This is a genomic window from Streptomyces sp. NPDC096048 (assembly GCF_044763415.1).
Classification (GTDB): domain Bacteria; phylum Actinomycetota; class Actinomycetes; order Streptomycetales; family Streptomycetaceae; genus Streptomyces.
In genome coordinates, this window is sequence record NZ_JBIWGG010000007.1 from 530121 (window position 1) to 555437 (window position 25317).

The 25317-nt window shown below is 74.0% G+C and carries 2 protein-coding genes; both read left to right on the top strand.

Going from position 1 to position 25317, the window contains the following annotated elements; all coding sequences use genetic code 11:
* Positions 1–76: 76 nt before the first annotated feature.
* On the top strand, positions 77–5143 hold the full coding sequence (locus ACIQ6R_RS22465; RefSeq protein WP_404222994.1) for an amino acid adenylation domain-containing protein: 5067 nt from the start codon (positions 77–79) through the stop codon (positions 5141–5143).
* Positions 5140–25278, top strand: a complete 20139-nt coding sequence (locus ACIQ6R_RS22470) for an amino acid adenylation domain-containing protein (RefSeq protein WP_404222995.1) — start codon at positions 5140–5142, stop codon at positions 25276–25278. Before ACIQ6R_RS22465 ends, ACIQ6R_RS22470 begins: the two co-directional genes overlap by 4 nt.
* Positions 25279–25317 lie beyond the last annotated feature (39 nt).

Consider the following 25317-nt stretch of genomic DNA (forward strand, 5'->3'; position numbering starts at 1 on the left):
CGCCCCCACCCGCGCCCCGCCCCCCACTCCCTTCCTCCGCACCTTCTCTCTTTCGCAATTCGGAACAGGAGATCTCGTGAACGCCGAACAGCGGTCGGGTGACGTCCCCGACATCCGTCCCCGGCCGTCGGCGGCCGGAGGCACCCCTCTTCTGCACGAGAGGTTCGCCGCGCAGGCCCTGCGCACGCCGCACGCCGTGGCCGTCGTCGACGGCGCGCGCACGGTGACGTACGCGGAGCTCGACCGCGCGGCGAACCGCATGGGGCACTTCCTGCGGGGGCTGGGGGCCGGGCCCGAATCCGTCGTCGGGGTCGGCCTGGAACGCGGCGTCGACCTGGTCGTCGCGCTGCTCGGGGTGTGGAAGGCCGGGGCCGCCTACCTGCCGCTGGACCCGGGGCAGCCGCCGGCCCGGCTGACCGGCCTGGTCCGCGCGGCGGGCGCCCGGGTCGTCCTGGCCGGCCCGGCACTCGAAGACGCCGTACGCGAGGCGGGTGCCCGCCGGACGGGGTCCGAGGAGGTGCCCGCCGAGCTGCCGGACACCGCCCCCGCGGGCGGCGCGGACCCGGACGGCGCCGCCTACACGGTCTTCACCTCCGGCTCCACCGGCGCCCCGAAGGGCGTCGTCATCACCCACGCGGGCATCGCGAACCGCGTCGGCTGGACCGTGCGCAAGCACGGCATCGGGCCCGGCGACCGCGTCCTGCAGAAGACGTCCATGGGCTTCGACGCGGCCGGCTGGGAGATCTTCGCCCCGCTGGTCGGCGGCGGCAGCGTGGTCCTCGCGCCGCGCGGCGCCGAGCGGGACCCGGCGGCGCTCCTGCGCGCGGTGGCCGACCACCACGTCACCGTCCTCCAGGTGGTCCCCTCCGTCCTGCGCGTCCTCGTCGAGGAGGGCGACTGGAGCGGCTGCGGCTCCCTGCGGCTGCTGTTCTCCGCCGGTGAGGCGCTGCACGGCGAACTCGTCGCCCGGCTGCGCGAGAAGGCCGGCCCGGCGCTGGAGGTGTGGAACACCTACGGGCCCACCGAGTGCTCCATCGACATCACCGCCCAGCCCGTCGACCCGGCGCAGACCAGCGGCGCGATACCCATCGGCCGCCCCATCCCCGGGATGCGCGTCCTGGTCCTCGACCCGAACGGCGACCCGGTCCCGATCGGCGCCCCGGGCGAGCTGTACGCGGGCGGGACCGGCGTGGCCCGCGGCTACCTCGGCCGCCCCGACCTGACCGCCGAGCGCTTCGTGCCCGACCCCTACGCGAGCGAGCCCGGCTCCCGCCTCTACCGCACCGGCGACCTGGTGCGCTGGCGCTCCGACCGCACCCTCGACTACCTGGGCCGCCTCGACCACCAGGTCAAGGTCAACGGCGTCCGCGTCGAGCCGGGCGAGATCGAGGCGGCGCTCACCGCCCACCCCGGCGTCACCGGCGCGGTCGTCCTGCCCTACGAGGCGGAGGGCGGCGGCAAGCGGCTCGCCGCGCACCTCACCGCGGCCGGTGCCGAGGCCGCCGGCCCGTCGGCCGACGCGCTGCGCGCCTTCCTGCGCGAGCGGCTCCCCGAGAGCCACGTCCCGTCGTTCTTCCACACGCTCGACGCCTTCCCGCTCACCCCCAACGGCAAGGTCGACCGGGCCCTGCTGCCCACCCCGGGCGAGATCGCCGCCGTCGGCCGGCCGTCGTTCGTCACCCCGCGCACCGCCGCCGAACAGCTCGTCGCGGGCGCCTGGGCCGACCTGCTCGGAGCGGACCGGGTCGGCGCGCACGACGACTTCTTCGCCCTCGGCGGCACCTCCCTCCAGCTGACCCGCCTCGCCGCCAGGCTGCGCGCCGCGTCCGGCGCGCGGATCTCGCTGCGCGGCCTGCTGCGGGCCACCACCGTCGAGGGGCAGGCCGGTCTCATCGAGGCCCCCGCCACCGACGAGAGCCCGATCGTGCCCGTCCCGCGCGACGGCGAGCTGCCGCTGTCGTCGGGCCAGCGCCGCCTGTGGTTCCTGGACCGGATGCACCCGGGCAGCCCCGAGTGGGTGGCCCCGCTCTTCCTGCGGCTGCCCGAGGGCACCGGCGCCGACACCGTGCGGCGTGCCCTGGACGCGCTGTCCGCCCGCCACGAGGCGCTGCGCACCCGCTACCCGGACCGGGGCGGCGAGCCGTACCAGGTGATCGGCGAGGCCGGTGAGCGACCGGTCGAACTCCGCGTCGAGGACACCTCGCGCGACGGCCTGGAGCGGCTGTTCCGCGAACAGTTCGAGCGCGGCTTCGACCTGGCCTCGGGGCCGCTGTGGCGGGCGCTGCTCGCCCGCACCGACGACGGCCACGTGCTGCTCCTCACCCTGCACCACATCACCGTCGACGGATGGTCCACGGTCGTCCTGGAGCGTGAACTGCGTCAGCTGTGCGCCGCGTTCGAGGCGGACCGCGAGCCGCGGCTGCCCGCGCTCGCCGTGCAGTACGCCGACTACGCGGCCTGGCAGCACGCCCGGCACACCGAGGAGTTCATCGCCGGCGAGCTGGCCCACTGGCGTACCGCACTGGCCGGCGTCGAGCCCGTCGACCTGCCCCTGGACCACCCCCGCCCGGCCGAACGCGACCCGCGCGGAGCCGTCGTCCCCTTCCGCGTCGAGCCCGAACTCGCCGACCGGCTGACCGAGCTGGGCAAGGCGCACCGTGCCACGCCCTTCATGACGCTGCTCACCGCCTACGCCACCCTCGTCGCCCGCTACAGCGGCGCCTGGGACATCCCGGTCGGCACCCCCGTCGCCGGGCGCGGCCGCCCCGAGACCGAGGGCACCGTCGGCTTCTTCCTCAACTCCCTCGTCGTGCGGTGCGCGCTGGACGCCGACGTCACCTTCGCCGACGCCCTCGACCGGGTCAGCCAGGCCGCGCGAGCCGCCTTCGCCCACCAGGAGCTGCCCTTCGAGCGGCTCGTCGACGAGCTCCAGCCCGAGCGCGACCTCTCCCGCACCCCGCTCTACCAGGTCGCCTTCGACCTGCACAGCGAGGGCGTCACCAGCGTCGCCACCGAGGACGCGGACATGGCGGCCTTCACCGCCGCCTGGCAGGTCGCCAAGACCGACCTCTCCCTGTTCATGCGCGGGACGGGGGACGGCGCCCTGGACGGCGTACTCGAATACGCCACCAGCCTCTTCGAGCGCGCCACCGTCGAGCAGCTCGCCGGACACTTCACCAGCCTGCTCCGGCAGGTCGCCGAGCAGCCCGACCTGCCGCTCGGCAAGATCGACTTCCTGTCGGCCGACGAGCGCGGCCGTCTCCTCGTCGGCTGGAACGACACCGAGGTCAGCGCCGAGTCCGAGACCGTGCTCGCCCTCGTCGAGGCCTGGGCCACCGCCGACCCGGACGTCTCCGCCCTCTCGTACGGCTCGGAAAGCGTCACCTACGGCGAGCTGGACGCCCGCGCCAACCGCCTCGCGCACCTGCTGCGGGAGCGGGGCGTCGGTGCCGAGTCGCGGGTCGCGGTGCTCCTGGACCGCGGGCCCGAGCTGATCACGGCCCTGCTCGCGGTGTGGAAGGCCGGCGGCGCCTATCTGCCCGTCGACCCCGCCTGTCCCGCCGAGCGGCTCACCGCGATGCGCCGGAGCGCGGGCGCGCACACGGTGATCACGTCGAGCGGGTACGCGGCGACCGCCGGGGACGGGGCGGTCCTGGTCGACACCGACGCCGCCCGGATCGCGGCCGCGCCGGCCACCCGGCCCGCCCGCACCGACGACCTCGACCGGCTCGCCTACGTGATCTTCACGTCGGGCTCCACCGGGACGCCCAAGGGCGTCGAGGTCACCCACCGCGGCCTCGTCAACCACGTCGCCTGGGCGGCGCGGGAGCTGGCGCCGCGCGACTACGGCGGGGCGCCGCTCTTCTCGTCCGTCGCCTTCGACCTCGTCGTCCCCAACCTGTGGGCGCCGCTGGTCACCGGGCAGCGGCTGTTCCTGCTGCCGCAGGACACCGACCTCTCGGAGCTGGGCAAGCACCTCGCCGAGGCCGAGCCGTTCAGCTTCGTGAAGCTCACCCCCGGCCACCTCGACGTGCTCGCCCTCCAGCTGACCCCGGCCCAGGCCGGCGCGCTGGCCCCGGTCCTCGTCGTGGCGGGGGAGGCCTTCTCGCGGGCCACCCTGGAGCGGTGGCGGGCCCTGGCCCCCGACACCCGCCTGGTCAACGAGTACGGGCCGACCGAGGCCTCCGTGGGCACCTGCGTCTTCGAGGTGCCCGACGCGTCCGAGGGGGCCACGGAGATCCTGCCGATCGGCCGGCCGCTGCCGAACATGACGATGTACGTCCTGGACGACCGGCTCCAGCCGGTGCCCGCCGGGGTCGCGGGCGAACTGTATGTCGGCGGCACGGGAGTGGCCCGCGGCTACGCGAACCGCCCCGACCTGACCGCCGAACGCTTCCTGCCCGACCCGTTCGGCCCGCCCGGCGCCCGCGTCTACCGGACCGGCGACCGGGTCCGCCGACGGGCCGACGGCAACGTCGAGTTCCTCGGCAGGTACGACGACCAGGTCAAGATCCGCGGCTACCGCGTCGAACTCGGCGAGGTCCGGGCCGTCCTGGCCGGGCACCCCGCGGTGCGCGAGGCGTTCCTCACCGTCCACGCGTCCGACAACGGCGAGCAGCAGCTCGTCGCCTACTACGTCGCCGAGCCCCAGCCCGGCACGGACCCCGGGCCCGGCGGTGATCTCGCCGGCACCCTCGCCGCGCACTGCGCCCGGCTGCTGCCGGACTACATGGTCCCCGCCGTCTGGACCCCGCTCGACGCGCTGCCCCTCAACGCGAACGGCAAGGTCGACCGGCGCGCCCTGCCCGCCCCCGGCACGGACAGCGGGCCGGCGGACCGGGTGCCGCCGAGCGGTCCCGTCGAGGAACGCATCGCCGAGATCTGGACCGAGCTGCTCGGCACCGAGGCCGGCGCGCACGACAACTTCTTCCACGTGGGCGGCAACTCGATCCTCGCGATCCGGCTGATCTCCCGCATCCAGGAGGAGTTCGAGATCGACTTCGCGGTGCGCACGGTGTTCGAGGGACCCACCGTCGCGCGCCTCGCGGCCACCGTCGAGGAGCGCATCAAGGCGGAGATCGCCGCGCTCACCGACTCGGAACTCGTGAATGACGAACTGCTGGTGAAGGGGTACGACGCATGACCGGGGACAAGGCTCAGACGGTCCGGGACGCCGCGGCACTGCGCGACGAGCTGCTGCGCCGCCGGATGGCGGGCCGGCGCGGCGCCGGCCGGCGCACGGCGGTGCCGCGCGCGGACCGCGACGCTCCTCTGCCGCTGTCGTACGGCCAGCAGCAGATGTGGTTCCTGAACCGGCTGGAGCCGAACAGTACCGAGTACCTGGTGCCGCTCGTGCTGCGGCTGCGCGGCCCGCTGGACACCGGGGCGCTCGGCCGCGCCTGGCAGACGCTCCTGGAGCGCCACGAGATCCTGCGCACCCGCTACGCCCTCGCCGGTGACGAACCCGTCCAGGTCATCGACGCGCCGCGCCCCACCGCGCTGGACGTCACCGCGGTGGCGGACGAGGAGAGCCTGCTGCGGGCCGTCGAGGACGACCTGGGCCGGTCCTTCGACCTGGCCGGCGAGTGGCCGGTGCGCGCCCGGCTGCTGCGGCGCGCCGCCGACGACCACGTGCTGTCGCTCGTCTTCCACCACATCGCCTGCGACGCCTGGTCCACCGGCGTCCTCGGCCAGGAACTCTCCGCCCTGTACGGCGCCTTCACCAGCGGCGCCGAAAACCCTCTGGCGCCCCTGCCGGTGCAGTACGCGGACTACGCGGCCTGGCAGCGCGCGGAGCTGAACGGCGGCGTCCTGGCCCGGCAACTCGACTACTGGACCACGCGGCTGGCGGACCTGGAGGCGCTGGAGCTGCCGGCCGACCGGCCGCGGCCCGCCGTGCGGGACGCGGCCGGCGACTCCGTCGCCTTCACCCTGCCCGCCCCGCTCGCCGACCGGGTCCGCGCGACCGGCCGGCACCACGAGGCCACCCCCTTCATGGTGGTCCTCGCCGCCTTCCAGGGCCTGATCGGCCGCTACACCGGCCGCACGGACGTCGCGGTCGGCACCGTCGGCTCCGGGCGCACCCTGCCCGAACTCCAGGGCCTGATCGGGTACGGCATCAACAGCCTCGTCCTGCGCGGCCGCTGGAGCGCGGACGCGTCCTTCGGCGAACTGCTCGACGCCACCCGCTCCACCGTGCTCGACGCCTTCGACCACCAGGCGGTGCCCTTCGCGCAGCTCGTGGACCGGCTCCAGCCGGAGCGCGACATGTCCCGTACGCCGCTCTACCAGGTGGCGTTCACCATGCACGGCGAGCGGACGGCCGCCTTCGAGCTGGCCGGGCTCACGGCGGAGCCGTACCTCGGCACCGGCCACGTCGCGAAGACGGACCTCGACCTCCAGCTGACCGAGGGCGCCGACGGCTCGTTCACCGGCCGCTTCGAGTACGCCACCGCCCTGTTCGACCGCGCGACGGTGGAGCGCATGGCGGACCACCTGCTGCGCCTCCTGGACACCGTCACCACCGACCCGGCCGCGCGCCTGTCCTCGGCCGCCCTCCTCGGCGCCGACGAGCGGGCCCTGCTCGCCGGCGGCCCCGAGCGCGTGGAGCCGGTCACCCGCCGCGTCCACGAGGTCTTCGAGGCGCAGGCGGCCCGCACCCCGGACGCCGTGGCCGTCGTCTTCGAGGACCGGGAACTCTCGTACGCCGAACTCGACACCCGCGCCAACCGCATCGCGCACCTGCTGCGCGCCAAGGGCGTCGGCCCCGAGGACCTCGTCGGCATCTGCCTGGAACGCGGCATCGAACTGATGCCCGCACTCCTCGGCGTGCTCAAGTCGGGCGCCGCCTACCTGCCCCTCGACCCCGCCAACCCCGCCGACCGCCTGGCGTACATCGTCAAGGACGCCGACGCCCCGGTGGTGCTGACCACCGCCGCACAGGCCGGCGTCCTCGACGGGCGGTACGAGGGCGACGTGGTCGAACTGGACACCGAGGCCGCCCTCCTCGCCGTCCAGCCCGGCACCGCCCCCGGCGTGGCCGGCACCCCCCAGAACCTGATCTACACCATCTACACCTCGGGCTCCACGGGCCGCCCCAAGGGCGTCGCCCTCACCCACGAGAACGTGGTGCGCCTCCTCGCGCGCGGCCGGGAGCACTACGCCTTCGCGGAGACCGACGTGTGGCCGCTGTTCCACAGCTACGCCTTCGACGTCTCCGTGTGGGAGATGTGGGGCGCGCTGCTGCACGGCGGCCGCCTCGTCGTCGTCCCCTTCGACGTCACCCGCTCGCCCGAGGAATTCCTCGACCTCCTCGTCGACCAAGGCGTCACCGTCCTCAACCAGACGCCCTCCGCGTTCCGCGCGCTGACCGGCGCCGCCCGCGACGGCGACCCGCGCGTCGACCGGCTCGCCCTGCGCGCCGTGGTCTTCGCCGGCGAGAAGCTGGAGGTCTCCGAGCTGGGCCCGTGGGCGGAGCGCATCGGCCTGGACCGCACCGCCCTGGTGAACATGTACGGGATCACCGAGACCACCGTGCACACCACCTACCGGCGGCTGACCGACGCGGACCTCGACCCGCGGTCCGGCAACCCCATCGGCCGCCCCCTGGCCGACCTGACCGTCCACCTCCTCGACGGCAACGGCGAGCTGGTGCCGGTCGGCGTCCCCGGCGAGATCCACGTCGGCGGTCCGGGCGTCGCCCGCGGCTACCTCAACCGCCCCGAGCTGACCGCCGAGCGCTTCGTCCCCGACCCGTACGGACCGGCCGGCGCCCGCCTCTACAAGAGCGGCGATCTGGCCCGCCGGCTCCCCGACGGCCAGCTGGAGTTCCTCGGCCGCGCCGACGACCAGGTGAAGATCCGCGGCTTCCGCATCGAACTGGGCGAGATCGAGAACGCCCTCGCCGCCCACGAGGCGGTCCGCGACGCGGTCGTCCTGGTCCGCGAGGACACCCCCGGCGACGTGCGGCTGGTCGCCTACGTCACCGCGGACGACGCCGACGCCCCCGCCCCGGCCGAGCTGCGCACCCTGCTCGCCGCCGCACTGCCCGAGTACATGGTCCCGGCCGCCTTCGTCGTCCTCGACGGGCTGCCGCTGACCACCAACGGCAAGCTCGACAAGCGCGCTCTGCCCGCCCCCGGCCAGGACGCCGTCGGCGCCACGGCGTACGTCGCCCCGCGCACCGTCGTGGAGGAGCGGATCGCCGAGGTCTGGCAGGACGTGCTCGGCCTCGACCGGGTGAGCGTCGAGGACGGCTTCTTCGAACTCGGCGGACACTCCATCCGGGCGGTCACCCTCGTCGGACGGCTGCGCGCCGCCGGGTACGACCTGGCCGTGCGCGACGTCTTCGAGTACCGCACCGTCGCGCGCATCGCCGAACTCGTCACCGGCCGCCCGGCGCCGGCCGCCCGGCCCGCCACCGTCGCCCCGTTCTCCCTGGTGGCGGACGAGGACCGGGAGCGGCTCCCGGAGGGCCTCGCGGACGCCTACCCGCTGTCACAGGTCCAGCTCGGCATGGTCGTCGAGATGCTGACCGACGACGGGAAGCACCCGTACCACAACGTCACCTCGTTCCGAATACGCGACGAACAGCCCTTCTCCGAGGCGGCGTTGCGCGAGGCGGCGGCCCTCGTCACCGCCCGGCACGACGTCCTGCGCACCTCCGTGGACCTCTCCGCCTACTCCGTACCGCTGCAACTCGTCCACGCCCACGCCGAGATGACCCTCGGCGTGCGCGACCTGAGCGCCCTCGACGAGGAGGCCCTCCTCCGGTCCCTGCGGGAGTTCACGGCCGCCGAGCGCGCCGACCTCTTCGACCTGGCCACCGCGCCGCTGCTGCGGCTGCACGCGCACCTCGCGGGCGACGGCGGCTGGTGGCTCACCAACACCGAGTGCCACGCGATCCTGGACGGCTGGAGCCACCACTCCTTCCTGATGGAGGTCCTGGAGGAGTACCGGCGGATCCGGGACGGCGAGCCCGTCGCCGCCGCGCCGGACGGGCCCACGGCCCGCTTCGCGGACTTCGTCGCCGCCGAACTGTCGACGCTCGCCGCACCGGACTCGCGCGGCTACTGGCAGGACATCGTCACCGACCACGCCCGGCTGTCCGTCCCGGCCCTCTGGACCGGCGACGACCAGGACGCCGGGCAGCCCTGCCGCGTCCCCGTCCCCTTCCACGACCTGGAGGACCGGCTCCGGGCCCTGGCGACGAAGGCGGGCGCGTCGCTCAAGAGCGTGCTGCACGCGGCGTACCTGAAGACCATGAGCCTGATCACCGAGGAGGAGCGCTTCTTCACCGGCCTGGTCTGCAACGCCAGGCCGGAGGTGCTCGGCGCGGACCGGGTGTACGGCATGCACCTCAACACCCTGCCCTTCGCCCACGACCGCTCGGCCCGCACCTGGCGCGAGCTGGTCGCCCAGGTCTTCGCCCGCGAGATCGAACTCTGGCCGCACCGGGCCTTCCCCATGCCCGTCATCCAGCGGGAGCTCGCCGACGGCGAGCGCCTGATCGACATGCGCTTCAGCTACCACGACTTCGACCAGGTCGACCGCGACCGCGTCGACTACCTGGCGAGCATCGACGACAGCCCGACCGAGTTCCCGCTCGGCGTCTCCGCCCGCATCGGCCACCTGGTCCTCACCGCCTCGCCCCGCGCCCTGAGCAGGGAGGGCACCGACCGCCTGGCCGGGATGCTCCGCTCGGTGCTGGAGGCGATGGCGGCGGATCCGGAGGGTTCGGCGCGGGAGGCGCATCTGCCGGTGGAGGAGTACCGGCGGCAGGTGGTGGAGTGGAACGAGACGGGTCACGAGGCCGAGACGCGGTCGGTCCTGGAGCTGTTCGAGGCGCAGGCGGTCTTGACGCCGCGGGCGGTGGCGGTCCGCGCCGGCGATCTCGTGGTGTCGTACGCGGAGCTGGACGCGCAGGCCAATCGGATCGCGCACTTCCTGCGGGAGCGCGGGGTCGGTGACGAGTCGCGGGTGGCGGTGGTTCTGGACCGTGGTCCGGAGCTGATCGCGTCGCTGCTGGGGGTGTGGAAGGCGGGCGCGGCGTATGTGCCGGTCGATCCGGCGTCTCCGGCCGAGCGGGTCGCGGCGATCGTCGGGACGTCGGGTGCCCGGGTGGTTCTGGACGCGTCGCGGCCGTCGGTGGAGGGGCTGCCGGTGTCGGCGCCGGAGCGGGCCGACGATCTGGACCGGCTGGCGTACGTCATCTTCACGTCGGGTTCGACGGGGACGCCGAAGGGGGTCGAGCTGCCGCACCGCGGCCTGGTCAACCACGTCGCCTGGGCCGCGCGGGAGCTGGCGTCGCAGGGCACGGGCGGGGCGCCGCTGTTCTCCTCGGTCGCCTTCGACCTGGTCGTGCCGAACCTGTGGGCGCCGCTCGTCGTGGGGCAGGCCGTGCACACGGTGCCGGCGGCCGTCGACATGGCCGATCTCGGCGCGCACCTGGTGGCGCAGGGCCCGTACAGCTTCATCAAGCTCACGCCGGGACACCTGGAGGTCCTCGGCCACCAGCTGGACGCCGGGACGGTGGCGTCCCTGGCCGGGACGGTCGTGGTCGCCGGTGAGGCGCTGCCCGGCGAGGTCGCGGGCCGCTGGCTCGCCGCCCTCGGACCCGGCCGGCTCATCAACGAGTACGGGCCGACCGAGGCCTCCGTCGGCACCTGCATCCACCCGGTGGCCCGGGCAAGGTCCTCGGAGGTCGTGCCGATCGGCCGTCCGCTGCCCAACATGACGATGTACGTGCTGGACGCGCTGCTCCAGCCGGTCCCGGTGGGCGTGGCGGGGGAGCTGTACGTCGGCGGGACCGGGGTGGCGCGTGGGTACGCGGGACGTCCGGACCTGACGGCGGAGCGGTTCCTGCCCGACCCGTACGGCGTCCCGGGCACCCGCCTGTACCGCACCGGTGACCTGGTGCGGCAACGCGAGGACGGGAACGTGGAGTTCCTGGGCCGCCTCGACGACCAGGTCAAGATCCGCGGCTACCGCGTCGAGCTGGGCGAGGTCCAGGCGGTACTGGCCGAACACCCCGACATACGGGAGGTGTTCGTCACCGTCCACGAGACGGAGACCGGCGACCGCGGCCTCGCGGCCTACTACACGACCGACGACGGGCAGCCCGTCGACGACCCTGCCGCCTTCTGCGGCCTGCGCCTGCCCGACTACATGATCCCGGCCTCCTTCACCGCCCTGGCCGCCCTGCCCCTCAACGCCAACGGCAAGGTCGACCGCCGCGCCCTGCCCGCCCCCGACGCGGACGCGGGACAGGACGGGCAGGACGCTCACGTCGCCCCGCGCACCGACGCCGAGGGGCAGATCGCCGCCGTCTGGCGGCGAGTCCTGGAGCGCGAACAAGTGTCGGTGGACGACGACTTCTTCGACGTCGGCGGCCACTCCATCCGTGCCGTCGCCCTGGTCGGCGCGCTGCGCGCCACGGGCTTCGACATCGGGGTGCGCGACGTCTTCGAGTACCGCACCGTCGCCCGGCTCGCCGAACTCCTCACCGGCCGGCCGGCGCCCGAGAAGGCCGCGTCGGTCGGTGTGGCACCGTTCGCCCTCCTCCCGGAGGCGGACCGGGACGCGCTGCCCGACGGGGTCCAGGACGCGTACCCGCTCTCCCTCGTGCAGACCGGCATGGTCGTCGAGATGCTCGCCGAGGAGGGCGGCAACAAGTACCACAACGTCAGCCTCTTCCGGATCCAGGACCCGGACGGCGCCCCCTTCGACGTGGCGGCGCTGCGCGCGGCCGCCCGAACGGTCACCGGCCGTCACGACATCCTGCGCACGTCGATCGAGCTGGCCGCCTACTCGGTGCCCGTGCAGCTCGTGCACGCCCACGCCGAAGTGCCGGTGACCGTGCGGGACCTGCGGGGCCTCGCGACCGACGAGGAGCGCGCCGAGGCGCTGGCCGGCTTCCGGCGCGACGAGGGCGCCCGGCTCTTCGACCTGACGGCCGCCCCGCTGCTGCGGATCGCCGCGCTCGTCGACGCCGACGACTCCTGGTACCTGGGCCTGACCCAGCCGCACGTCGTCACCGAGGGCTGGAGCCACCACTCCCTCCTGATGGAGATCCTCGACTGCTACCGGCAGCTGAGGGACAACGGCGTCGCCGACGCGCACGAGCCGATCGCCGTCCGGTACGCCGACTTCATCGCCGGCGAGCTGGAGTCCCTGGACTCCGCCGACGACCGCGCCTACTGGCAGCACACCCTCGACACGTACGCGCCCTTCGAACTCCCCGCCTCCTGGGCCGACACGGACGGCCCGCGCCGCTCCTCCAGGGCCCGCGTCGACCTGCGCCGGCTGGAGCGTCCGCTGCGGGCGTTCGCGGCCGCGGCCCGGGTCTCGTACAAGAGCGTCCTGCACGCCGCCCACCTGAAGGTGATGAGCATGCTGACGGACGAGCCGGCGTTCTTCACCGGCATCGTCTCGCACGGCCGCCCCGAGGCCCTGGGCGCCGAGCGGGTGTACGGCATGCACCTCAACACGCTGCCGCACCCCTTCGACCGGAACTCCGCCACCACCTGGCGCGAACTGGCCCAGCAGGTCTTCGCCCGCGAGGCCGGCACCTGGCCGCACCGCCGCTACCCGCTGCCCGCGATCCAGCGGCTGGCCGGCGGCCACCGGCTGATCAACGTGGTCTTCAACTACCTCGACTTCCACCAGGTCGACACCGGCCAGGTGGACATGGCGGGCGCGGTGCACGACGCCGCCACCGAGTTCGCCCTGCACGTCTCCGTGCTCGGCGGACACCTCGGGCTCAGCAGCCACACCCACGCCCTCAGCACCCGGAACGTGGAGCGGCTCGCCGCCCTGTACCAGGCGGTCCTGGAGGCGATGGCCGCCGACCCGAACGGTGACGCGCGCGCCGACCGGCTGCCGCGGGGCGAGCACGAGCTGCTCGCCGCGCTCACCGGCCCCGCGACCGCGGCCGAACCCCGGACCGTCCCCGCGCAGTTCGCCGTGCACGTCGCCCGCACCCCGGACGCCGTCGCGCTCGCCCACGAGGGCACCACCCTCACGTACGCCGAACTCGACGCCCGCGCCAACCGGCTCGCCCACCACCTGACCGACCTCGGCGTCGGCCCCGAGACCGTCGTCGGCATCAGCGCCGAACGCGGCCCGGACCTGGTCGTCGGCCTGCTCGGCATCATGAAGGCGGGCGGCGCCTACGTGCCGCTCGACCCGGCCTACCCCGCCGACCGGCTGGCGTACATGCTGGCGGACTCCGCGCTGCCCGTCCTGGTCACCCAGGAACACCTCCTCGGCAAGCTGCCCGCCCACGACGCGGCCGTCGTCCTCCTCGACGGGGACGCCGACCGGATCGCCGCCCGGCCCGCCACCGCCCCCGACGTCGCACTGGACGTCGACCACGCCGCCTACGTCATCTACACCTCGGGCTCCACGGGCCGCCCCAAGGGCGTCGTCGTCACCCACCGCGGCACCCGCAACCTCGCCGACGCGCAGGCCGGCGCCTTCGGGATCGCTCCCGGCGACCGCGTCCTGCAGTTCGCCTCGATCAGCTTCGACGCGGCGTTCGCCGACCTCGCCCAGACGATCCTGTCCGGCGCCACGCTGGTCCTCGCCCCCGCCGACCGGCTGATGCCCGGCCCCGGACTGACCTCGCTCACCGCCGAGCACGGGGTCACCCACCTCACCCTGCCGCCCACCGCGCTCACCGTGCTCTCCCCGGACGGCGGGCTGCCGGCCGCCGCGACCCTGGTCGTCGCGGGCGAGGCCTGCACCCCCGACCTGGTGGCCGCCTGGTCGCCCGGGCGGCGCATGCTCAACGCGTACGGGCCCACCGAGACGACCGTCTGCGCCTCCGTCAGCGAACCGCTGGCCGGGGCGGTGACCCCGCCGATCGGCCGCCCCATGCCCGGCTTCGTGCTGCGGGTGCTCGACGCCGCGATGCGGCCGGTGCCCGCGGGCGTCCCCGGCGAGCTGTACATCGCCGGAGTGGGCCTCGCCCGCGGTTACCACCACCGCCCCGACCTGACCGCCGAGCGTTTCGTGCCCGACCCGTACGGGGACGAGCCCGGCGCCCGCCTGTACCGCACCGGCGACTCGGTGCGGCTGCTCGAAGACGGCGAGCTCGAGTTCATCGGCCGCATCGACAACCAGGTCAAGCTGCGCGGCTTCCGCATCGAACTCGGCGAGATCGAGACCGCCCTGGCCCGCCTCGACCAGGTCAGGGACGCCGTCGTCGTCGTACGCGAGGACGCCCCCGGCGACAAGCAGCTCACGGCCTACGTCAGCGCGGCGGACGGCCACACCCTGGCCCCCGCCGCCCTGCGCGACGCCCTCGCGGGTGCCCTGCCCGACTACATGCTGCCCGCCGCCTACGTCGTCCTCGACACCCTGCCGCTCACCGCCAACGGCAAGGTCGACAAGCGGGCGCTGCCCGCCCCCGACCGCGCGGCACGCGCCGCCGACGCGGCCTACGTCGCGCCCCGCACCCGCGCCGAGGAGCGCATCACCGAGGTCTGGCAGGACGTCCTCGGCGTCGACCGGATCGGCGTCCACGACAGCTTCTTCGACCTGGGCGGCGACTCGATCCGCGCGGTCTCGCTGATCGGCGCCCTGCGCGAGGCCGGCTTCGACCTCGGGGTCCGCGAGATCTTCGAGGGCCGCACCGTCGCGGCCGCCGCCGAACTCGCCACCGGCCGCCCGGCACCCGCCGAGCCCGAGCCGGGCATCGCCCCGTTCGCCCTCGTCACCGACGCGGACCGCGACCGGCTGCCGGCCGGTCTCGACGACGCCTACCCGCTGTCCCAGGTGCAGATCGGCATGGCCGTCGAGATGCTCACCGACACGGCGGCCGCCAAGTACCACAACGTCAGCGTCAACCGCATCCGTGACGGGGTGCCCTTCGACGCCGAGGCGCTGGCCGGCGCGGTCCGGCTGGTGACGGCGCGCCACGACGTGCTCCGCACGTCGTTCCGGCTCGACGGCTTCTCCGTACCGATGCAGCTGGTGCACACCGAGGCCGCCACCCCGGTCGCCGTCCACGACCTGCGCGGGCAGGACCCCGCCGCGCAGAACGCGGCGCTCGGCGCGTTCGTCGCCGCCGAGAAGGCCGACGTCTTCGACCTGTCGGCCGCCCCGCTGCTGCGGGTCGCCGCGCTGGTCGAGAGCGACCAGGCCTGGCACCTCGCCCTCACCGAGTCGCACGCCGTCACCGAGGGCTGGAGCTACCACGCCCTGATGATGGAACTCCTCGACACCTACGAGCAGTTGCGGTCCGGTACCGCGCCCGGCGAGGTCACCGCGCCCGCCGCGCCCGGCGTGCGCTTCGCCGACTTCATCGCCGCCGAACTGGCCTCCCTGGAGTCCGAGGAGGACCGCGCGTACTGGCAGCGGATCACCGACACCTACGAGAGGTTCGAACTGCCCGCCCCCACCGCCGATTCCGGCCCGGCGGAGAGCTACCGGGTCCGGGTGCCGCTGCACGACCTGGAGCCGCGGCTGCGCAGCTTCGCGTCGACGGCCCAGGTCTCCCTGAAGGCGGTCCTGCACGCCGCCCACCTGAAGGTGATGAGCCAGCTCACCGTCGAGGAGTCCTTCTTCACCGGGCTCGTCACCGACACCCGCCCCGAGGCGGCGGGCGCCGACCGCGTCTACGGCATGTACGTCAACACCGTGCCCTTCCCGGTCGACCGCACCGCCCGCACCTGGCACGAACTGGTGCGCCAGGTCTTCGACCGGGAAGTCGCGCTCTGGCCCCACCGCCAGTACCCGATGCCCGAGATGCAGCGGACCCACGGCACGGGAGCCGGCCGCCGGCTCGTCGACGTGGTCTTCAACTACCAGGACTTCCGGATGGTCGACACCGACCTCGTGGACGTCGAGTCGGGGGTCGGCTCCGGCGGCATCGAGTTCGGCCTCGCCGTCACCACCCTGGCCGGCCACCTGAACCTGAAGACCAGCACCGCCAGCCTCTCCCGCACCGACACCGAACGCCTCGCGGGCATGTACCGGGCCGTCCTGGAGTCCATGGCCGCCGACCCGCGGGGCGACGCGCGGGCCGCCTACCTGCCGCCGGGCGAGCGGGAGGTGCTGCTCGCCGACTGGACCACCCGGCCCACGGCGCCCGCGGACCCCCGTACCGTCCACGGCGTCTTCGAGGAGCAGGCGGCCCGCACCCCGGACGCGGTCGCCGTCTCCTTCGAGGACACCCGGCTCACCTACGCCGAACTCAACGCCCGCGCCAACCGCATCGCCCACCTGCTGCGCGCCCGCGGGGTCGGACCGCGGACCCTGGTCGGCGTCTGCCTGGAGCGCTCCGCCGCCCTGGTGCCCGCGCTCCTCGGCGTCCTCAAGGCGGGCGGCGCCTACGTGCCGCTCGACCCGGCCTACCCCGCCGACCGGCTCGCCTACATCGCGGCCGACGCGCAGGCCCCCGTCGTCCTCACCGAGCGGTCCGCGGCAGGCACCCTGGAGGGCCGCTACGACGGTGAGCTGATCGTCCTCGACGACGACGCGGCGGCGCTCGCGGCGCAACCCGCGGACGACCCGGCCCCGCTCGCCACCGCCGACGACCTGATCTACGTCATCCACACCTCGGGCTCCACCGGAAAGCCCAAGGGCGTCTGCCTCAGCCACGCCAACGTGCTGCGGCTGTTCACCGTCACCGAGGAGCGGTTCCACTTCGGACCGGCGGACGTGTGGACCCTCTTCCACTCCTACGCCTTCGACTTCTCGGTCTGGGAACTGTGGGGCGCGCTGCTGTACGGCGGCCGGCTCGTCGTCGTACCGCGGAGTGTGGCCCGCTCGCCCGAGGACTTCCTCGGCCTGCTCGCCGACGAGCGCGTCACCGTGCTCAACCAGACGCCGTCCGCGTTCCGCTCCCTGGTCGGCGCCGCCCGCGACGGCGACCCGCGCATCGGCCGGCTCGCCCTGCGCTCGGTGGTCTTCGGCGGCGAGAAGCTGGAGGTCGGCGAACTCGCCCCGTGGGCCGAGCGGCTGGGCCTGGACAGCCCGCAGCTCGTCAACATGTACGGGATCACCGAGACCACCGTCCACGTCACCCACCACCGGCTGACCCCGGCGGACCTGGCGGCGCCGCTCACCAGCCCGGTCGGCGGCCCCCTCGGCGACCTGCGCACCGTCCTCCTCGACCGCGAGGGCCACCTGGTCCCGCTCGGCGTGCCGGGCGAGATCCACGTCGGCGGCCCGGGCGTCGCCCGCGGCTACCTGAACCGGCCCGGACTCACCGCCGAACGCTTCGTGCCCGACCCGAACGGGAACGAGCCCGGCGCCCGCCTCTACCGGGCCGGCGACCTGGCCCGCAGGCTCCCCGACGGCAGCCTCGACTTCCTCGGCCGGATCGACGACCAGGTGAAGATCCGCGGCTTCCGCATCGAACTCGGCGAGATCTCCGCCGCGCTCGGCACCCACCCCGGGGTGCGCGACGCCGTCGTCGTGGTCCGCGAGGACACCCCCGGCGAGAAGCGCCTGGTCGGCTACTTCGTGCCGGCCGACGGCGAGGGCCCCGACCCGGCCGCACTGCGAGACCACCTCGCGCGGACCCTGCCCGACTACATGGTCCCTGCGGCCTACGTGCCCCTCGACGGCATCCCGCTGAACGCCAACGGCAAGCTCAACAGACGCGCGCTGCCCGCCCCGGCGCAGACCGGGACCGCCCCGGACGGCACCTACCTCGCTCCGCGCACCGACGCCGAACGGCACATCGCCGCCGTCTGGCAGGACGTACTCGGCATCGAACGGGTCGGCGTCCACGACAGCTTCTTCGACCTGGGCGGCGACTCCATCCGGGCCGTGCCGCTGGCCGGCGCCCTGCGCGCGGCCGGTTTCGACATCGGCGTGCGCGAGGTCTTCGAGCACCGCACGGTCGCTCGCCTCGCCGAGCTAGCCACCTGGCAGGACACGACTCAGGAGGAGGCAGCGGTGCCGCCGTTCGCACTCATCACGGACGAGGACCGGGCGAAGCTGCCCGCGGGCGCCTTCGACGCCTACCCCCTCTCGCAGATCCAGGCCGGCATGGTCGTGGAGCTGCTCGCCGACGACGGGCGCAGCAACTACCACAACGTGACGTCGTTCCGGATCAAGGACGAGACGCCGTTCTCGGCCGCCGCGCTGACCGAGGCGGTCCGGCTCGTGGTCGCCCGCCACGACGTCCTGCGCACGTCCGTGCACGCCACCGGCTACTCCGTACCGATGCAGGTCGTCCACGCGGACGTCCCGGTCACCGTCCCGGCGCACGACGTGACCGGGCTCGGCCGGGCGGACCTGGAGAGCGCCCTGCGCGGCTTCGTCACCGCGCAGCGCGAGGACCTGTTCGACCTGTCCGCCGCGCCGCTGCTGCGGGCCGCCGCCCACATCGAGGGCGACGGCGCCTGGTGGCTCACCCTCACCGAGTCGCACGTGATCCTGGAGGGCTGGAGCCACGCCTCGCTGGTCATGGAGATCCTGGAGACCTACCGGGCGGTGCGCGACGGCCGCCCCGTCGACCACGAGGAACTCCCGGTCCGCTACGCCGACTTCATCGCGGGCGAGCTGGCGGCCCTGGCCGACGACGACGACCGCGCCTACTGGTCCGGCATCGTCACCGAGCACGCCAAGTTCGAGCTCCCGGCCGGCTGGGCCGAGGCCAAGGACAAGCCGGCGGGCTCCCACCGCGTCAAGATCACTTTCGGGGACCTGGCCGACGACCTGCGCGCCCTGGCCACCACCGCCGGCGCCTCCTTCAAGAGCGTGCTGCACGCCGCCCACCTGAAGGTGATGAGCCAGCTCACCGGCGACGCCGCCTTCTTCACCGGTCTCGTCTGCCACGGCCGGCCCGAGATCGCGGGCGCCGAGCGGGTCTACGGCATGCACCTCAACTCACTGCCGTTCGCGCACGACCGGCGCGCCCGCACCTGGCGGGAGCTGGTGGGGCAGGTCTTCCAGCGGGAGCTGGAGGTCTGGGACCACCGCCACTACCCGATGCCCGCCATCCAGCGCGAGGCGCGCGCGGGCCGGCTGATCGACGTCCTGTTCAACTTCGTCGACTTCCACCAGGTGGACGACGAGCTGGTCGACTCCGACGTCCGCATCAGCGAGACGCCCACCGAGTTCGGGCTCTCCGCCCACGCCACCGCCGACAACATCGTCCTGTCCACCTCCACCCGGGTCCTCGGCCGGGCCCACGCCGAGCGCCTCGCCGGCATGTACCGGGCGGTCCTGGAGTCGATGGCCGCCGACGCCGACGGCGACGCCCGGGCGATGTGCCTGCCCGCGGGCGAACGGGAGCGGCTGCTCGGCGAACAGAGCACCGAGTCCGCGGAGCCCGTCACCCGCCGGGTGCACGAGCTGTTCGAGGAGCAGGTGGCACGGACACCGGACGCGGGAGCGGTCACGAGCGGGGAGGTGACGCTGTCGTACGCGGAGCTGAACGCGCGGGCGAACAGGATCGCGCGGGTGCTGCGGGCCAAGGGCGTGGGCCCGGAGACGCTCGTGGGGATCTGCCTGGAGCGCGGTCCGGACCTGCTGCCCGCGCTGCTCGGCGTGCTGAAGTCCGGCGCGGCGTACGCGCCGCTGGACCCGGCGAACCCGGTGGACCGTCTCGCGTACATCGTGCGGGACACGGCGGCCCCCGTGGTCGTGACGACCTCGGCGCTCGCCGGGATCCTCGACGGCCGCTTCGAGGGCGAGCTGCTGCTGCTCGACGGCGACGCCGAGCTGATCGCCGCGCAGGAGGCGGACGATCCGGGGGTCGCGGGCAGCCCGGACCACCTGATCTACACGATCTACACCTCCGGCTCGACGGGGCGCCCCAAGGGCGTGGCGCTGACCCACGCCAACGTGGTGCGGCTGATGTCGACGGCCCAGGAGCACTACGCGTTCGACGAGACGGACGTGTGGTCGCTGTTCCACAGCTACGCCTTCGACGTGTCGGTGTTCGAGATGTGGGGCGCGCTGCTGCACGGCGGCCGCCTGGTGGTCGTACCGGCGGACACGGCACGCGCCCCGGAGGACTTCCTCGACCTCCTCGTCGAGGAAGAGGTCACCGTCCTCAGCCAGACGCCGTCCGCCTTCCGCGGCCTGGTCGCCGCGGCCGGTGACGGGGACCGCCGGGTCAAGCAGCTGTCGGTACGCGCCGTGGTCTTCGCCGGGGAGAAGCTGGAGGTCGCCGACCTCAAGCCGTGGACCGACCGGCTCGGCCTGGCCCGCACCGCCCTGGTGAACATGTACGGGATCACCGAGACCACCGTGCACACCACCTACCACCGGCTCACCAAGCGCGACCTCGACCCGCAGGCCGGCAACCCGATCGGCCGCCCGCTCAGCGACCTGCGCGTCCATCTCCTCGACGGCAACGGGGATCTGGTGCCGATCGGGGTGACGGGCGAGATCCACGTCGCGGGCCCGGGTGTGGCGCGCGGCTATCTGAACCGGCCGGGGCTGACGGCCGAGCGGTTCGTGCCCGACCCGTTCGGTCCCGCGGGCTCGCGGCTGTACCGGAGCGGGGACCTGGCGCGGCGGATGCCCGACGGGAGCCTGGAGTTCGTCGGACGCGCCGACGACCAGGTGAAGATCCGCGGGTTCCGGATCGAGCCGGGTGAGATCGAGAGCGTGCTGGGCGCGCATCCGGGGCTGCGCGAGGCGGTCGTGGTGGTGCGTGAGGACGCCCCGGGCGACAAGCGGCTGGTCGGCTACGTCGTGGCCGCGAAGGCCGGGGAGCTGCCGGGCCTGGGCGAGCTGCGGGCGCACCTGGCGGCGTCGCTGCCGGAGTACATGGTGCCGGCCGCGTTCGTGCCGCTGGCCGCGCTGCCGCTGACCACGAACGGCAAGCTCGACAAGCGGGCCCTGCCCGCCCCGGAGGGCGCCGCGCTGGGCAGCGACCGCGCCTACGTCGCTCCCCGCACCGCGACCGAGGAGCAGATCGCCGGTATCTGGCGCGATGCCCTCGGTGTCGAGCGGGTCGGTGTCGAGGACGGCTTCTTCGACCTCGGCGGCGACTCCATCCGGGCCCTCGTCGTGGTCGGCGCCCTGCGCGCCGCGGGCCACGACCTCGCGGTACGCGACGTGCTCGCCGCCCGCACGGTGGCCGCGCTCGCCGAACTGGCCACCGGCCGGCCCGCCCCGGCCGCCGACGCCACCGCGCCGACGGCGCCGTTCGCCCTGGTGGCGGACGAGGACCGGGACCGGCTCCCGGCCGGGCTCGCCGACGCCTACCCGCTGTCGCAGGTCCAGCTCGGCATGGTCGTCGAGATGCAGAGCGGCGACAGCCGGCACAAGTACCACAACGTGGTCTCCGTCCGGATCCGGGACGAGCAGTCCTTCTCCCCGGAGGCGCTGCGCACGGCGGCGGCGGTGCTCACCGCCCGCCACGAGGTGCTGCGCACGTCCCTCGACCTCACCTCGTACTCCGTACCCATGCAGCTGGTGCACCCGCAGGCCGCACCCGTCGTCGCCTTCCGGGACCTGCGGGGACTGACCGAGGCCGAGCTGGCCGAATCCCTGCGGCGGTTCACCGCCGACGAGCGCGCCGAGCTGTTCGACCTGGCGGAGGCCCCGCTGCTGCGGCTCGGCGCACACGTCGAGGGCGACGGAGCCTGGTGGCTGTCGGTGACCCAGTGCCACGTCATCCTGGACGGCTGGAGCCACAGCAACCTCCTGATGGAGGTGCTCGGCGAGTACCGGCGCGCCCGGAACGGCGAGGGGCCCGGCGACGACCCGACGGCCGCCGTCAGGTTCGCCGACTTCATCGCCGCCGAACGCGAGGCGCTCGGCTGCGCCGAGGACCGCGCCTACTGGCGGGAGATCATCGAGGGCCACGACCGCTTCGCCCTGCCGGCCGGCTGGGCCGAGCGCGCGGACACGGCGCCGGTCGCCTGCCGCAGCAGGATCCCGTACGCGGACCTGGAGGAGCCGCTGCGCGCCCTGGCCTCGGCCGCCGGCGCGTCGCTCAAGAGCGTGCTGCACGCGGCGCACCTGAAGACCATGAGCCTGCTCACCGACCAGGAGCGCTTCTTCACCGGCCTGGTCTGCAACGCCAGGCCCGAGGTCCTCGGCGCCGACGCCGTCTACGGCATGCACCTCAACACCCTGCCCTTCGCCCACGACCGCTCGGCCCGCACCTGGCGCGAACTGGTGGCGCGGGTCTACGGCAGGGAGACGGAACTCTGGGGGCACCGCGCCTTCCCGATGCCGGTCATCCAGCACGAACTGGCCGCCGGTGACCGGATCATCGAGGCGCCCTTCACCTACCAGGACTTCCGGCAGATCGACCACGGCCTGATCGACACGCAGGCCACCGTCGGCGAGGGCGCCCTGGAGTTCGGGCTGCGGGTCTCGGCCCTCGGCGGATCGATCAACCTGCACGCCAACAACCACGTCGTGGACCAGCGGCACCTCGACGGCGTCGCGGCCATGTTCCGCTCGGTGCTGGAGGCGATGGCGGCGGATCCGGAGGGTTCGGCGCGGGAGGCGCATCTGCCGGTGGAGGAGTACCGGCGGCAGGTGGTGGAGTGGAACGAGACGGGTCACGAGGCCGAGACGCGGTCGGTCCTGGAGCTGTTCGAGGCGCAGGCGGTCTTGACGCCGCGGGCGGTGGCGGTCCGCGCCGGCGATCTCGTGGTGTCGTACGCGGAGCTGGACGCGCAGGCCAATCGGATCGCGCACTTCCTGCGGGAGCGCGGGGTCGGTGACGAGTCGCGGGTGGCGGTGGTCCTGGACCGTGGTCCGGAGCTGATCGCGTCGCTGCTGGGGGTGTGGAAGGCGGGCGCGGCGTATGTGCCGGTCGATCCGGCGTCTCCGGCCGAGCGGGTCGCGGCGATCGTCGAGACGTCGGGTGCCCGGGTGGTTCTGGACGCGTCGCGGCCGTCGGTGGAGGGGCTGCCGGTGTCGGCGCCGGAGCGGACCGACGATCTCGACCGGCTGGCGTACGTCATCTTCACGTCGGGTTCGACGGGGACGCCGAAGGGTGTCGAGCTGCCGCACCGCGGTCTGGTCAACCACGTCGCCTGGGCCGCGCGGGAGTGGCTGTCCCGGGGAGCCGCGGGCACCGCCCTCTTCTCCTCCGTCGCCTTCGACCTGGTCGTGCCGAACATCTGGGCGCCGCTCGTCGCCGGCCAGGCCGTGCACACCTTCTCCCAGGACATCGACCTGGACCGGCTGGGCGAACACCTGGCCGCCGGCGCCCCGTACAGCTTCCTGAAGCTGACTCCGGGACACCTGGAGATCCTCGCCCACCAGCTGGACAAGGAGACCCTCGCCGGGCTGACCGGGACGGTCGTGGCCGGCGGGGAGGCCTTCCCCGGCGAGGTCGCCAACCGGTGGCTCGACCTGCTCGGCCCCGGCGGAATGATCAACGAGTACGGGCCGACCGAGGCGTCCGTCGGCACCTGCGTCTACCCGGTGACCGAGGAACAGCCCTCGGAGGTCGTGCCGATCGGCCGCCCCGTCCCGAACATGACGATGTACGTGCTGGACGCGCTGCTCCAGCCGGTCCCGGTGGGCGTGGCGGGGGAGCTGTACGTCGGCGGGACCGGGGTGGCGCGTGGGTACGCGGGACGTCCGGACCTGACGGCGGAGCGGTTCCTGCCCGATCCGTACGGCGTCCCGGGCACCCGCCTGTACCGCACCGGTGACCTGGTGCGGCAGCGCGAGGACGGGAACGTGGAGTTCCTGGGCCGCCTCGACGACCAGGTCAAGATCCGCGGCTACCGCGTCGAGCTGGGCGAGGTCCAGGCGGTGCTGGCCGAACACCCCGACATACGGGAGGTGTTCGTCACCGTCCACGAGACGGAGACCGGCGATCGCGGCCTCGCGGCCTACTACACGACCGACGACGGGCAGCCCGTCGACGACCCTGCCGCCTTCTGCGGCCTGCGCCTGCCCGACTACATGATCCCGGCCTCCTTCACCGCCCTGGCCGCCCTGCCCCTCAACGCCAACGGCAAGGTCGACCGCCGCGCCCTGCCCGCCCCCGGCCACACCGGCGAGGACGACGCACAGCGCCCGTACACGGCCCCCGTCACCGAGATGGAGAAGGTCATGGCGGGCGTCTGGGAGCAGACCCTCGGCCTGGACCGGGTCGGCACCGGCGACAACTTCTTCGAGCTGGGCGGCCACTCGATGCTCATCATCAAGGTGATGGCGGCGGCCCGGAAACTGAACCTGCCCATCACCCTCCAGATGCTCTACCAGACGCACACCCTGGCCGAACTGGCCGCCGGACTGGACGCCGCGGCCGGCCCCGGCACCACCGAGAAGGCCACCGACACCACCCCGGCGGCGCCCTCCGCCGACCGGCTGCCCGTCATGGAGGAGCACCACATCCCCGGCGTCGCGGTCGCGGTCCTGCGCGACGGCGAGGTCGCCTCGCTGCACGGTTACGGCGTCCTGGAGGCGGGCTCGACGCGGCCCGTCACCCCGACGACCCTCTTCCAGGCCGGCTCGATCAGCAAGCACATCACCGCGCTGGCCGTGCTGCGCCTGGTCGACGAGGGCACCCTCGACCTCGACACGGACGTCAACGCCCGGCTGACCGGCGGCTGGCGGATCACCGACCCGGCCGGCACCCCGGTGGCCGTCACCCTGCGCCAGCTGCTCTCGCACTGGTCCGGCCTGGTCTCCGTGCCGTACGAGGGGGTCGCCCCCGGCGCCGTGATCCCGCCGCTGTCCGAGCTGCTCGACCAGGTGCACAGCGAGGTGGCGCCCGGCACCAGGTTCCGGGTGTCCAACACCAACTACTGGGTGATCCAGCGGCTGCTGGAGGACGTCACCGGCACGCCGTTCGCCGAGCTGATGCGCCGTACGGTCTTCGAACCGCTGCGCATGGCACACAGCGGCTTCGACCAGGACCACCCGGAGACGTCGGGCAGGCCGGCGGCCGTCGGACACGGACCGCTCGGCGACCCGGTCGAGGGCGGCTGGCGCGTCGGACCCCACCTCGCCTCCTCCGGCCTCTGGTCCACCGCCGCCGACCTCGCCAAGGTCGCCGTCGAACTGCGCCGTGCCTACCTGGGCGAGCCCTTCGCCTTCCTGTCCAAGCCGCTCGCCGGGCAACTGCTCACGCCCGTCGGCGAAGGCACCTTCTACGGCCTGGGCACGGTGGTCGACGGAGCGGCCCCCGCCCTGGAGGCCGGGCACGGCGGCGAGCCCCACGGCTACCGCAACATGATGATCGTCCGGATCTCCGACGGCACCGGCTTCGTGGTCCTGACCAACGCCGTGTCGGGCCGCGCCGCCATCAAGGCCGTCTCGGCGGGCCTGCGCGAGCAGTCCGGAATCGGCGGCGGCGAACGTGCCGGGCAGTGGGCCCGGTGACCCCCGCACGTCCGGCTCCCGAAGCCGCCCCCACCCCTC

Coding starts and splice junctions, on each gene's coding strand:
- ACIQ6R_RS22470 (WP_404222995.1), top strand. CDS start 5,140: ATGACCGGGGACAAGGCTCAGACGGTCCGGGACGCCGCGGCACTGCGC.